Here is a 13,203-nt window from a genome sequence, read left to right on the forward strand (position 1 = left end):
GGCGGCATGACCAAGAAGATGATTTACAGCGAGTAAGCTCCGGGTTTGATGTTGGATGTGCTGCTTTCGCGAGCAAGCCCGCTCCCACATTTGGATTGCGGGTGTACACAGGTGATGGACTCACCACAAATCTACTGTGGGAGCGGGCTTGCTCGCGAAGAGGCCATCACAGCCAACATCCCTGCCGCCTGACACTGCGCCTTCGCGAGCAGGCTGACTCCCACAGGTCTTGCGGTGGGCGGTCACGCCGAGTCGAGCAGTTCGCGATGGGGTTTGCCATTGCCGCAACAGATCACGCGGTTACGCCCGGTGGTCTTGGCTTCGTACAGCGCATGATCGGCGTCGTTGAGCCAAAGCGTCGCGTCGGTGTGCGCCGGGTCGAATGACGCCAGGCCAATGCTCAGGCTGACTTTCAGCGCCGGACTCTGCTCGTAGCCCAAGGTGGCGAAGCGATCACGCAGGGCATCCATGACCACCGCGGCGCGGTTCAGGGGCAGGTCCGGAAGGATCACGCAGAACTCGTCACCGCCGTAGCGCCCGGCCACATCGGTCGCTCGCAGGTTCTGCTTGAGCATTTTGCTCAACTGACGCAGGACGATATCACCGGCAACATGGCCGTAGGTGTCGTTGATGGCCTTGAAATGGTCGATGTCGATCAGGGCAATCGCCCCGCCTTTTTGCTGGCGTTTGCAGCGCTGGAACTCGACTTCCAGCTGGTCCTTCCAGGCGCCATGGTTGAACAGGCCCGTCAGGCTGTCGGTGCGGCTCAGTGCCAGCAGTTCACGCTTCTGACGGCCGAGGGTATGGGCCTGGCGGAAGCAGATCCAGCCCAGCGCCAACGGATACAGGCACAGCAAGGGCAAACAGGCATAGAGCTGCAGCGGGCTGGTCGCTGGAATGAACGCCGGGGCGAAAATCTGTAAACCGACGCCAATGCCCAGCACTTGCGCGGCCGTCCCGGCCAGCAGGAAGCGCATGCCGCCGATGGCCACGTTGTTCATGGCCATCATGGAAATGGTGGTTGCGCTGGGCAATGGATTGAAATGCATCGCGGCAATCCAGAAGCCGCCGAGAAAGGCATCGATCAGCAGGTTGCGGTGTTCGGCATGATAAGGCCTTTTCGCCCGGCGCGCCCATTGATAAGCCACGTGCGGCCAGACCAGGCCATTGAACCACATGAAACCCCAGACCCAGGGCGCCGGATCGAGTGGATACATCGCCGCGCTCACGCACACCAATCCCAGGGCCACCCCCAGGATTCGCGATGTATAGAGCCTCCTGGCCAATGAGAAACCCTTTCCTCCCGCTTTTTCCATAAGGCCTCTGTGCCACTCGACGGAATGCGATAACAGCCTGTGCCTGTGCGCTGGAGTCTATCAGGGCGAGATTAAATAGCCATCACCGGCTGGCGGGCTGAATATCGCGACATCACCCTCTCATAAAAGCAAAAGCCTCACCCCAGAAACGGCTATACATGAAAGAAGGGGTTGATCAATGACCATAAGAGGAGGCCCATGCAGACCTTTCAAGTATTGATCATCGGCAGCGGGTTTGGCGGCCAATGTGCAGCAATCAATTTGCTCAAGGCCGGCATCGACGATTTTCGCCTGCTGGAGCGGCGGGATTTCTTCGGCGGCACCTGGTGCCAGAACACCTACCCCGGCGCGGCAGTCGACGTGCCCTCGCCGCTGTATTCGTTGTCTTTCGCGCCGTATCGCTGGACGCAGATGTTCGCCGAACAGGCCGAGCTGCATCGCTACACCCGCCATGTGGTGGAACACTTCGGCCTGCGCGACAAGGTGGAACTGGACGCGAATGTCGAGCGCATCGAATGGGACGACACCCGCAAGCGCTGGACCGTCTACACCGCCGGCAAGGGCACCTTTTGCGCGCAGTTCCTGATCAACGCGACCGGGCCGCTGAGCCAACCGGTGGTGCCGCGCTTCGAGGGACAGGAGCGTTTTCAAGGTAAATCGTTTCACACCAACAACTGGGATCACGGCTACGACTATCGGCACAAACGCGTGGCCATCGTTGGCAGCGGCGCCAGTGCGGCCCAGGTGATTCCGGCCATTGCCCCGGACGTCGGGCACTTGCATGTGTTCCAGCGCACGCCCCACTGGGTTCTGCCCCGGGCTGACCGCAGCTTTGGCCGTTTCCAGCGTTGGCTGCTGGGGCTCAAGCCGGCCTACAAACTGCTGCGCTGGGGGATCTACTGGCAGTTCGAAACCCGGGTGATTGCCTTCAAGTATTCGAAGCCGGCGGTACACATGGTCCAGCGCCAGGCCCTGCGTTTTCTCAAACGCCAGGTGCCGGACGCCAAACTGCGGCGTCAACTGACGCCGGACTACACCATCGGCTGCAAACGGGTGATCCTGTCCAGCACGCTGTACCCGGCACTGGCGCGGCGCAACGTGACGCTGCACAGCCGCGAGCAAGGCATCGCCGCCATCGACGAAACCGGCATCGTCACCCTGGACGGCCAACACATCGACCTGGACCTGATCGTCTGGTCCACCGGCTACGACGCCACCGACGGGGTGATTTCCTACCCGGTCACGGGAAAAAACGGCACCCGTCTCAAGGAGGTCTGGGCGCAATACCCGCGGGCCTACCTCGGCACCGCCCTGCCCGACTTTCCCAACCTGTTTATCGTCACCGGGCCGAACACCGGGATCGGCCACACCTCGGCGCTGTTCATCATCGAATCGCAGATGAATTACATCCTCGACTGCATTCGCACCTTGAAGACTCAAGGTTTACGCAGCATCGAAGTTCGCCATGAGGCGGAACGTACCTACACTGAAATGATCCACCGGGAAATGGAACGTACCGTGTGGAAGTCTGGTGGTTGCCACAGTTGGTATCAAAGCAAGAGCGGTCATGTGATTGCGATGTTTCCGGGGTTCAGTTTCAGCTTTCATCGCTTGACCCGAGCGCTGAAACCCGCCGATCACATTTTGTCCTGAGCTGATAGAAGGGAGACGCGTGATGCTTTTGTTGTTCGTGGTTCTCGCAGTGTTCGTCGCCTGGAGCTGGCTGACCTACCCGGCCATCGGCTACTGGCTCTATGACTTGAGCATGGCGGCCGAGGCCAAGCTGTACCGGCTGCACAAGATCGTCGTGCCCATCCCCGAGATGACCGTCTCGACCTGGCAAGGCGGGCCGTACGAGGCCACCAGCAGTGTGCTGATGCTCCATGGCTTCAGCGCCGACAAGAATCTCTGGCTGCGTTTCGCCCGGCACTTTGTCGGCAGCCATCGGGTGATCATCCCGGACATCGCCGGCCATGGCGAAACCGGCTTCAAGGCGGGCGGCGGCTATGACATCCCGCTGCAGGCCAAGCGCATGATCCAGCTGCTGGACGTGTGTGGCGTCGAGAAAGTCCATGTCATCGGCAACTCCATGGGTGGCTACATGGCGGCGTGGCTCGCGGCCAATTACCCGGAGCGCATTGTGTCCCTGGCCCTGATCGACCCGGCGGGGGTCACCTCGCCCGAGCCCAGTGACCTGGAGCGGCATTTGGCCAAGGGCCACAACCCGTTTCTGATTCATTCGCGGGAAGAATTCCGGCGTTTCTACGCCATGACCATGGCGTCCCCGCCCTGGGTGCCGAAACTGGTGCTCGATGCCGTCGCCCAGCGTTATGAACAGTCCCGCGAGGAGCTGGAAGAAATCTTCCGCGATTTCCGCGCCAGCCCGCCGATGGAACCCCACCTGCCCGACATCAGCGTCCCGTCGCTGTTGCTGTGGGGGCGCAAGGACCGGCTGATCGACGTCAGCAGCGTGGCGGTCTGGAGCAAGGGCATCGCCGACCTGCGCGTGCATATCTGGGACGCCATCGGGCACATGCCCATGGTGGAAGCGCCCTCCGGTTCGGCGCGCCTGTATCGGGAGTTTTTGGCATCGCTGCGGTCGGAGAGTCCACAGGATCAACGATTACATTAGGTTTTCAGTCCTTTGCAGAATGAAGTTCGTCAGAAACTTCGTTTGTCGGCGTCGCTGAAGGCTGCGATCTTTCGTCCATCCTTTACGTCACCGCGCCAGGAATCCTGTTCATGAACCACCCGAACTTCGTCAGCCCTGACCTGATCCGCCAACGCTTCTCCAAAGCGATGTCCGACATGTACCGCGAGGAAGTGCCGTTGTACGGCGCGTTGATGGAACTGGTGGAGCAGACTAACCGTCACGTGCTGCAAAGCGATCCGCAGATCCTGCAACAGCTCACCAGCACCGGCGAAATCGAGCGCCTGGACCTGGAGCGCCATGGGGCGATTCGCGTCGGTACGGCCGATGAACTGGCGACCCTCGCCCGCCTGTTCGCGGTGATGGGCATGCAACCGGTGGGTTACTACGACCTGACACCGGCCGGCGTGCCGGTGCATTCCACAGCGTTTCGTGCCGTGCATGAAGCGTCGTTGCAGGTCAGTCCGTTCCGGGTATTCACCTCGCTGTTGCGCCTGGAGTTGATCGAAGACCTGGAGCTGCGAGCGTTCGCCCAGTCGATGCTCGACCGGCGCTCGATCTTCACCGCCAAAGCCCTCTCGCTCATCGAGCGTGCCGAGTCCGAGGGTGGCCTGACCGATCCGCAAGCCCTGGAGTTCGTCGAACAGGCCCTGGAAACCTTTCGCTGGCACCACAGCGCTACCGTCACCGCCGAGCAGTATCAAAAGCTCAGCGCCCAGCATCGGCTGATCGCCGACGTGGTGGCGTTCAAGGGACCGCACATCAACCACCTGACGCCACGGACCCTGGACATCGACATCGTCCAGGCGCAAATGCCCGCCCATGGCATCACCCCCAAAGCCGTGATCGAAGGTCCGCCCCGCCGCCAGTGCCCGATCCTGCTGCGCCAGACCAGTTTCAAGGCCCTCGACGAGCCGATTGCCTTCACCGATCAGAACGAAGCTCGCGGCAGCCACAGTGCCCGCTTCGGCGAGATCGAACAGCGCGGAGCTGCCCTCACGCCCAAAGGCCGCGCCCTGTACGACCGCTTGCTCAATGCCGCGCGGGACGAACTCAAGGACTTCCCCAACGAAGCCAACGCCGCGCGCTATAACGCCCTGATGGCGCAGCATTTCAGCGAATTCCCCGACACCTGGGAAGGCATGCGCCAACAGGGCCTGGCTTACTTCCGCTACTTCGTGACGGAAAAAGGCCTGGCGGCGGGCGACCTTAAAAATACCGCCCTGGAAGACCTGCTCGGCAGCGGTTACCTGCGAGTTGAACCGCTGGTGTACGAAGACTTCCTGCCGGTCAGCGCGGCGGGGATTTTTCAGTCGAACCTGGGGGACGCGGCGCAAACCCGTTACGGTGTGCACTCCAATCAGCAGGCGTTCGAAAAAGCCCTGGGGCGTTCGACGATCGATGAGTTGGCGTTGTATGCCGAGAGCCAGCGGCGCTCGATCGAACAGTGTTTCGCGGCGTTGGCCGATGTTGTTCCAGCCAATGAAAAAGGCTCTTCACACAATCCCGGGAAACACCGATAACGCAATACCTGTAGGAGCCAGCCTGCTGGCGATGGATTCAAATGCGCCGCGTTCATCCGGTTAACACGCGTTATCGTTAACGACCATCGCTGGCAGGCCAGCTCCCACAAGGGCGCGTGCCCACGTTGAAATCCCAAAAAAAACGGGCTACCTGCAGGTCGCCCGTTTTTTTATATCCGAAACTTTCAATACAACCAATAAAGTGTTCGCCCAGTGCAATGGCCTCGGCAATCCATGCACTGGTAAAGAGCCGCACACTGGGCGAACGGAAAGCATTTTAGTAGATGAGAATCAATATGTCCGCACTGCAAAGATGAAATTTATCGACACAATGTTTAAGGAAATGTCGACTAGATTACGACGCTGCACAACGCTTTAAACGCGCCCGTTAAACGCTATGAGCTGATTATTCCTGTACAAGACTTCTACAAAAACAATCAGCCCATATCACTCAATCTCAGTGCTTGCTGGTCACCGTCAATATGTCGGTGTAAACCACGTTAACGCTTTGTCCAACTTTCAAGTCCTTGAGTTTGGCCTGGACTTCAGGTCGCTTGACGTCAACCGTCTTGGACTTGCCTTCCGGGTTTTCAAAAGTCACCTGGTGTTTTTTCTGGTCGATGTGGGTGATTTTCAGCTGCACTTTCACCTGACGGTAAGCTTCGCCGCCGGGGTTGTCGCTACCGGGTGCTGCGCGCACTTCGCCGGTGGCTTCGGCAGTGCCCGGCAGGCCTTTGTCGACATCGGTGTCGAGGAAGGCGGCAACGGCGCTGGTGACCCTGATGTCGACCGTGTCGCCGGCCTTGAGGTTGTCGAGGTTTTTCGCTTTTTCGGTCAGTTGCACAGGGAATTCATTACCCTGCGGGCCTTTGAGGACCACGATACGGTTTGCGGTATCTACCGAAACGACTTGGGTGGCGACCTGATCGACCACCACCACTTCGGACAACGGGAGTTCGGCGGCAACCGCGCCGAAACTGGCGGCAGACAACAAGGTTGCGAGGGTGATGGCTTTGGTCAGTGCGTGGCGTTTCATAGGCAGAACTTTCCCTGTGATAGATGGCAACAGACGGCGTTGAAGCCAGGCCCAACGCCATGTGTGCGATGAGCATAGACGCTGTTTGGCGAGTGGTCGTGGCGGGCCGTTGATTTTCTAATACCCGGTCATTTCCAGATAGCCGTTCCCTGCATGACTGCCACTGAGGCGTACCGGCCCCTCCCAATATGGAATGCGCAAGTCCATCCACGCCTGGGGATTGAGCGCGGTGATGACGATATCGAGGTGTCTGGAGGGGATTTTGATCGACCAGCGCACGGGCATGTCGCGCCCGGCCACGCTGGCCCTGTCTTGCGGTGTGAGGTTGATGTCGCTGGCGTGCAGCATTTGTGTCTGCCCCCGGGCGTCGATCCAGGTGCCGGTGAGGTAAGGCTCGCCGTCCTTTTGCCGCATGCGATACAGCATCACCTGCTCGCCGCTGTCCAGGTGCAGGGAGAACCAGTCCCAACCGCTCTGGTTGGCCGTCAGGGGCTGGCTGCTCCATTCCCGGTCGAGCCAGGCCGGGCCACTGACCTGAAAGGTCTGGCCGTCGATTTCCAGGGTGCCGCTGGCCTGGAAAAACGGCTGACTGTAGTAGTAAGAGGCCTGACCCTGTTCGGACTTCTGGCTGAAGCCCTTGTCCCCTTGCAGCACCAGCGGACCTGTCGAGGTCAATCGCAGTCGGTAGCTGAAACGCTTGTCGCGGGCGCTGAGCAACAGGTCGGCCAACGGATCGTCGGCTGTCGCCTGGCTGCTCAGCTGCCAGTCGTCGATCCATGCATTGAACGGCGCAACGCTGACACCGGCCTGACCGACGCCACCACGGGCGTAGCGTTCAGCCGCGTGATGCACCGTCGCCGACGTCACCGCCGCGTGACCGAGCCAGATCGTCTGGTTCTGCCAGCCCGCCACCTCGGGGGTGGCTTTCAAGGCGCTGCGGAACAACGTCCATTGCGCGCCGAACTCATGCCCCTGAGCGTCCTTCAGGTTGGCGGTGATGTACCACCATTCGATGCGATAGCCATCGTGCGGTGCGTGATCCGCCGGGAAGCTGAACACCCGGCCGGGCACCACCGGGGTAAACGCAGCGGCCTGGTTGCCCAGCCCGGCAAAACCCTTTTCTACCGGCGCCGGTTGATCGCAGCCATTCAACAGCAGCACCAGCAGCGCCAGGAGCAAGACGCCGAGATTAATCTTCATGGGCAAATGTCCGCAGCAAGTCCGCCGGTTGCGTGCGGTACAAACGGAACAACGGCCAGGCCGAAGCCAGCAATGTCGCCACCAGCGCCAGGCCCATCAACTGCAGCAGTTGCAACGGGAACACCCGCAACGGCAGGCGCCAGCCAAAGGCCTGCACATTGATCACCGTGTCCAGGCACCACGCCAGGGCGATGCCCAACGGCAACGCCAGCACCAGGGTCAGCAGCGCCAGCAACCAGGTCTGCCCGAGGTTGAGCAACATCAGATGCCGGCGCGTCACGCCCAGCGCCCACAGCGGCGCCAGTTGCCCGAGACGGCTCTGGCTTTGGGTCAACAGGCTGATGAACAGCGCCACGCCCGCCACGCACAATGTCAGGCTATTGAGCGCGGCGGTGGCGGCGAAGGTGCGTTCGAAGACTTGCGTGGACCAGCCCTTGAGCCGCGCCTGATCGACGATGCGGCTGTCGTCCAGGGTAAAACGCGCCTGCAGCGCCGTGACGAACGCCGGGATCGACGCCGGTTCGATGCGCAGGTTGAAGCGGTTCGGTGCCAGTTGCGGCCAGCCGCGCAACAGGTGGCGGATGTTGACCAGAAGGTGGCCCTTCGGATTGCCGTAGTCGGCGTAGATCCCGACGATCCGTGGCGACCACGGGCCAGTGGGCGTCGGCAGCGTCAGGTGATCGCCCAGTTGCACGCGCAGGCGCCGGGCCAGTTGTTCGCTGAGCATCACCGCATCGTCCTTGGCCAGTCGTTCCCAAGGGTTATCGCCCAGGGCTTCGAGCAACGGCCAGTGCTGGCGGTAGGTCGGGTGGTCGATGATCCCGGACAGATCCGTCGGCCAGCCCTGCAACTGGATCGACACCTGCCAGTTGGGCAACACCGCCGCCAGTTGCGGCTGCTGGTCGAGCCAGCCGTGCAGCTCCCTGGCCTGGGCCGGGTTCTGTGGGTTGAGGTAAAGCTCGGCCGTCAGTCGTTGCTCGAGCCAATCGCTGAAGGTCTGGCGAAACCCTGCGGTCATGCTGCCGGCACCGATATTGGCGGCCATGGCCAACAGCAGCGCCATCAACGCCAGGCTCAACGCCGGAAGTTGCTGGCGGCAATCAGCGACAAACCATTGGCCCAGTACCGAGCGGCTGCGCTGCGAAGCGAGACTGAGCAGCGAACTGAGCACCACCGGCAACGCCAGTGCGGCGCCGATCAACAACGCCGCCATCAGCACGAAGCCACTGACCAGGCTGTCGCCGAAGATCAGCGCCAGCAACGCGATCACCCCGGCCATGGCCGCCACCCAGGCCTGGCGTCGCAACCAGCGTGCATGGGCCTGATGCCAGGCCTGCGGGTCGGCCAGCGCCAGCAATGGCAAACGCGCCGCCCGCAGCAGACTGTTGATACCAGCCAGCAACGCGCCGATCAGACTCAGGCCGATACCACTGAACCACCATGACAGGCCAAGGTTCAACTGCCCCGCCACTTCGGCCCCATACAAGCCACGCAGACTGGCGGCGACATCCGGCAACAGCACGCCGGCCAGCAGGTAGCCGCTGACCACCCCGGCCACACCGCCGACCAGGGCCAATCCACCCAGTTCGACGGCAAGACAGGCGATCAGCATGCGCGCACTCACACCACAGGCCCGCAGGGTCCGCAGCAAACCCCGGCGTTGTTCCAGCGCCAGCCCGATGGCGGCGTGCACGATAAACAGGCCGACCACGAACGACAGCACCCCCAGGGCCTCGAGGTTCAGGTGAAAGCTTTCGGTCAGGCGTGTGAGGTTGTTTTCTTCGCCGGCGCTCTTGAGTTGCAGCTGGCCCTGGAAGGCGTGCGGCAGCGGCGCAGTGAAATCCTTCGGTAACAGCAGACGCGACAGTTGATCCGGCAACCCCAGAATCTGCTGGGCAAAACCGATGTCCACCAGCAGCACACCGGGCGCCATGTCGGCCTGCACCTGCAGCGGCGGCAGTGCCACGCCCGCCAGGGTCAGTGGCCGGTCACCTTCGCGCAAGCCCAGTGCCTGCAGCGTCTGGGATGAAATCCAGGTACTGCCCGGCGGGCTGAAAAAACCGACCACCTGCTCAATCGCCAAGGCCTGCCCCGCCACCGCCGCGCCCGCCGGCAGCGACACCGGCTCGATGCCCATCAACTGCAGGCGCTGTTCTTCATGCCCCTTGAGCGTGACCCGGCCTTGCAGCACCGGTGACACCGGCCACCCCGCGCGGCGCAGATCGACAAACCATTGCTGTGGGAAGGTGCCGCCGCCGGGCGCACCGAGACTGGCCTGGGGCTCGCCGCCGATCAACTGACTGGCGCGGGCATAGCTGTCGCGGGCCTGGCTGTTGAGTGCCTGGACGCCGGTCAACAGGCCGGTGGCCAGCCACAGCCCGGTCAGCACACTGAAAAACTGCACCGGATGCTGCCGCCAGTGGCTGAGCAGCGCGCGCAGGGTCTGGCCAAAGATGCCCATGTCAGCGCTCGCCCACACCGGCCAAGCGACCACCGCACAGCAAGGCCTTTTCCGCCAGCCGCGCCGCCACGCCGGGACTGTGGGTGACCATCAGCAGGCTGGTGGGACTGTCGTCGAGCAGTTCCAGCAGCAACTGCAACACCTCGGCGCCGGTGGCCTCATCGAGGCTGCCGGTGGGTTCGTCGGCCAGCAGCAATGGCGGGCGCGACGCCAGCGCCCGGCCCAGTGCGACCCTTTGCTGCTGGCCGCCGGACAGTTGCTCCGGGTAGCGCCGCAACAGCTCGCCCAGGCCCAGGCGCTGCACCAGATGGGCTTGCCAGCGTGGGTCATGACGCCCGGCCAGACGCGCCTGAATCGCCAGGTTGTCTTCGACCCGCAGGCTGCCGATCAGGTTGAACTGCTGGAACACCAGGCCGATTTCCGTTCGGCGCCAGTTCGCCAGTTGCCCTTCGTTCATCTGTTCCAGGCGATGCCCGCCACTGCGGATGCTGCCGCGATCGACCTTGTCCAGCCCGGCGATCAGGTGCAGCAAGGTGCTTTTACCACTGCCCGACTCGCCCATCAGCGCCAGGCTGCTGCCGGGCCTGAGCGTCAGGTCGACGCCTTGCAGCACCGGCAGCGGCCCCTGCGGTGTGGCGTAGCTTTTGAAAACGCCATGGACTTCAAGCATGGGTCAACCTGCTGGATATGCGTGGCTCAAGGATAGCGGCCCTGAATGTTTTTTGTCCGTTGCCGATGATCGCCCTGCCCGTGCCCCGCCCTACCCTCGAAGCTGGTCTAGCCATAACGATAAAAAACGGAGACGCCATGCCTCGTTTCACCTTGAGCCCTCGTGGGCTGCTCGCTTGCCTGATCACCGCCTGCCTGGCGCAATCGGTGATCGCCGCCGATGCACCGGTCGCGGCCAGCCCGCAAACCACGGCCAGTAACGCCGCCGTCCTGAAACAACTGCCCTTCACCGATCGCACCGACTACGAGTCTGTCACCAAGGGCTTGATCGCGCCCTTCAAGGGCCAGGTCAAGGACGCCTCGGGCAAGGTCATCTGGGACATCCAGGCCTATGACTTCCTCGCCGAGGATCAGGCCCCGGAGTCGGTCAACCCGAGCCTCTGGCGCCTGGCCCAGCTCAGCGCCCATGCCGGACTGTTCGAAGTCAGCCCGCGCTTGTATCAGGTGCGCGGCCTTGATCTGGCGAACATGACCATCATCGAAGGCGACGACGGACTGATCATCATCGACCCGTTGACCATGGCCGAAACCGCCAAGGCGGCGCTGGACCTGTACTACCAGAACCGCCCGCACAAACCGGTGGTGGCAGTGATCTACAGTCACACCCACGTCGACCACTTCGGTGGCGTGCGCGGGGTCATCGACGAAGCCGACGTCAAGGCCGGCAAGGTCAAGGTGTTCGCCCCTGCCGGGTTCATGGAACACGTGATGAGCGAGAACGTCTACGCCGGCAACGCCATGAGCCGCCGCGCGCAGTTCCAGTTCGGCAGCCTGCTGCCCCGTGGCGAAAAAGGCCAGGTCGATGCCGGCCTGGGCAAGAGCACGCCGAGCGGCGGCACCGTCACCCTGATCCCGCCCACCGACCTGATCGACAAGGCACTGCAGACCCGCACCATCGCCGGCCTCGAGGTGGAATTCCAGTTGACCCCGGGCACCGAGGCGCCGGCGGAAATGAACCTGTACCTGCCGCAATTGCGTGCCTTGTGCATGGCGGAAAACGCCACGCAAATGATGCACAACATCCTCACCCCACGCGGCGCGCAAGTGCGGGACGCCAAGGCCTGGGCCGAGTACCTGGACGACAGCCTGGCGCGGTACGGCGACAAGAGCGACGTGCTGTTCGCCCAGCACAACTGGCCGACCTGGGGCGGCGAACGCATCCGCACCTTCCTCGCCGACCAGCGCGACATGTACGCCTTCCTCAATGACCGCACCCTGCACCTGCTGAACCAGGGCCTGACGCCGCTGGAAATCGCCGACTCGATCAAGAAACTCCCCGGCAGCCTGGACCAGAAGTGGTACACCCGTGGCTACTACGGCTCGCTGAGCTTCAACACCCGAGCGGTGTATCAGCGCTACATGGGTTTCTATGACGGCAACCCGGCCAACCTCAATCCGCTGCCACCCGTGGAAACGGCGAAGTACACGGTCGAGGCCATGGGTGGCGAAGCGGCGGTACTGGAGAAAATGCGCGCGGCGATGACCAAGGGTGAGTACCGCTGGGCCGCGCAACTGGGCAATCAATTGCTGTTCGCCAACCCGGACAACGGCGACGCGCGCAAAGCCCAGGCCGAGGCGCTGGAGCAGATGGGCTATCAAAGCGAAAACGCCACCTGGCGCAACATGTACCTGACCGGCGCCATGGAACTGCGCAACGGCGTACCACCCCATGCGGGCACTTCGGTGTCGGTCGACATGGTGCGGGCGATGAGCCCGCAGATGTTCTTCGACTTCCTGGCCGTGCGTCTGGACAGCGAAAAGGCCGTGGGCCATGACCTGACCCTGAACTGGACCTTCGAGGACCTGAACCAGGACTTCAACCTGACCCTGCGCAACGGCGTGCTGACCCACCGCGCCGGCCTCAACGCCCAGGCGGATGCCAGCGTGACCATGAGCAAGGCCACCCTGGAACAGATCAGCCTCAAGCAACTGGACATCCCCACGGCGATCCAGCAAGGCCTGATCAAATTGCAAGGCAATGGCAAGAAGCTCGGGGAGTTGATGACCAGCCTCGATACGTTTGCGCCGCAGTTCAATATCGTTACCCCGTGACAGATCCCCTGTAGGAGCGAGCTTGCTCGCGATGGAGGTCAACGATGATGCGGAGAGCGCCATCCATGGCCGGTGGCGGCTAACCCGGCATCCATGCCGGGTTAGCCACTGCGCAGAACCGGAACGAAGCCTCTCGAGGGGGCAAGAAGATCAAAAGATCGCAGCCTGCGGCAGCTCCTACATTGACCGGGTACACCGCGAATATCGTGGCCGGACAAAAATCCCTGTAGGAGCTG

At 62.4% G+C, this 13,203-nt stretch carries 9 protein-coding genes; 4 read left to right on the forward strand and 5 right to left on the reverse strand.

All coding sequences use genetic code 11. The features are described 5' to 3' along the window. Positions 1-242 precede the first annotated feature (242 nt). A complete protein-coding gene (locus tag AC07YV_RS28760) occupies positions 243-1,316 on the reverse strand; it encodes a diguanylate cyclase (protein WP_102702681.1) in 1,074 nt (357 codons plus the stop codon). A gap of 198 nt (positions 1,317-1,514) precedes the next feature. Here AC07YV_RS28760 and AC07YV_RS28765 point away from each other — a divergent pair, with 198 nt between their 5' ends. The 3 genes from AC07YV_RS28765 to hglS all read left to right on the forward strand — a co-directional run bounded on the left by AC07YV_RS28765 (position 1,515) and on the right by hglS (position 5,489). Further along, the gene (locus tag AC07YV_RS28765) at positions 1,515-2,969 is read left to right on the forward strand and encodes a flavin-containing monooxygenase (protein ID WP_102702682.1); all 1,455 of its coding nucleotides are present in this window, start codon (positions 1,515-1,517) and stop codon (positions 2,967-2,969) included. Between the two features lie 22 nt (positions 2,970-2,991). Further along, on the forward strand, positions 2,992-3,948 hold the full coding sequence (locus AC07YV_RS28770) for an alpha/beta fold hydrolase (protein WP_102702683.1): 957 nt from the start codon (positions 2,992-2,994) through the stop codon (positions 3,946-3,948). Between the two features lie 110 nt (positions 3,949-4,058). Further along, on the forward strand, positions 4,059-5,489 hold the full coding sequence (gene hglS / locus AC07YV_RS28775) for a 2-oxoadipate dioxygenase/decarboxylase HglS (protein ID WP_102702684.1): 1,431 nt from the start codon (positions 4,059-4,061) through the stop codon (positions 5,487-5,489). A 457-nt stretch (positions 5,490-5,946) separates the two neighbouring features. On the opposite strand, the gene AC07YV_RS28780 is transcribed toward hglS, so the two are convergent. The 4 genes from AC07YV_RS28780 to AC07YV_RS28795 all read right to left on the reverse strand — a co-directional run bounded on the left by AC07YV_RS28780 (position 5,947) and on the right by AC07YV_RS28795 (position 10,856). Continuing rightward, the gene (locus AC07YV_RS28780) at positions 5,947-6,525 is read right to left on the reverse strand and encodes a hypothetical protein (RefSeq protein ID WP_008052121.1); all 579 of its coding nucleotides are present in this window, start codon (positions 6,523-6,525) and stop codon (positions 5,947-5,949) included. A 117-nt stretch (positions 6,526-6,642) separates the two neighbouring features. Then, positions 6,643-7,725 carry a lipocalin-like domain-containing protein gene (locus tag AC07YV_RS28785; protein ID WP_102702685.1) on the reverse strand — a complete coding sequence of 361 codons (1,083 nt, stop codon included), beginning with the start codon at positions 7,723-7,725 and terminating at the stop codon, positions 6,643-6,645. Further along, positions 7,715-10,186, reverse strand: a complete 2,472-nt coding sequence (locus AC07YV_RS28790) for an ABC transporter permease (RefSeq protein WP_102702686.1) — start codon at positions 10,184-10,186, stop codon at positions 7,715-7,717. The genes AC07YV_RS28785 and AC07YV_RS28790 overlap by 11 nt, the downstream gene beginning before the upstream one ends. 1 nt (position 10,187) lies before the next feature. Next, entirely contained in the window at positions 10,188-10,856 is a 669-nt protein-coding gene (locus tag AC07YV_RS28795) for an ABC transporter ATP-binding protein (protein ID WP_102702687.1), read from the reverse strand. A gap of 137 nt (positions 10,857-10,993) precedes the next feature. Between AC07YV_RS28795 and AC07YV_RS28800 the strand changes: the two genes are divergently transcribed. Then, positions 10,994-12,967 carry an alkyl/aryl-sulfatase gene (locus tag AC07YV_RS28800; RefSeq protein ID WP_102702688.1) on the forward strand — a complete coding sequence of 658 codons (1,974 nt, stop codon included), beginning with the start codon at positions 10,994-10,996 and terminating at the stop codon, positions 12,965-12,967. Positions 12,968-13,203 lie beyond the last annotated feature (236 nt).

Source organism: Pseudomonas sp. GW456-E7 (assembly GCF_059424105.1).

Bases quoted from the DNA above. Each gene is read 5' to 3' on its own strand.
- AC07YV_RS28760 (WP_102702681.1), bottom strand. From the start codon at position 1,316: ATGGAAAAAGCGGGAGGAAAGGGTTTCTCATTGGCCAGGAGGCTCTAT.
- AC07YV_RS28765 (WP_102702682.1), top strand. From the start codon at position 1,515: ATGCAGACCTTTCAAGTATTGATCATCGGCAGCGGGTTTGGCGGCCAA.
- AC07YV_RS28770 (WP_102702683.1), top strand. From the start codon at position 2,992: ATGCTTTTGTTGTTCGTGGTTCTCGCAGTGTTCGTCGCCTGGAGCTGG.
- hglS (WP_102702684.1), top strand. From the start codon at position 4,059: ATGAACCACCCGAACTTCGTCAGCCCTGACCTGATCCGCCAACGCTTC.
- AC07YV_RS28780 (WP_008052121.1), bottom strand. From the start codon at position 6,525: ATGAAACGCCACGCACTGACCAAAGCCATCACCCTCGCAACCTTGTTG.
- AC07YV_RS28785 (WP_102702685.1), bottom strand. From the start codon at position 7,725: ATGAAGATTAATCTCGGCGTCTTGCTCCTGGCGCTGCTGGTGCTGCTG.
- AC07YV_RS28790 (WP_102702686.1), bottom strand. From the start codon at position 10,186: ATGGGCATCTTTGGCCAGACCCTGCGCGCGCTGCTCAGCCACTGGCGG.
- AC07YV_RS28795 (WP_102702687.1), bottom strand. From the start codon at position 10,856: ATGCTTGAAGTCCATGGCGTTTTCAAAAGCTACGCCACACCGCAGGGG.
- AC07YV_RS28800 (WP_102702688.1), top strand. From the start codon at position 10,994: ATGCCTCGTTTCACCTTGAGCCCTCGTGGGCTGCTCGCTTGCCTGATC.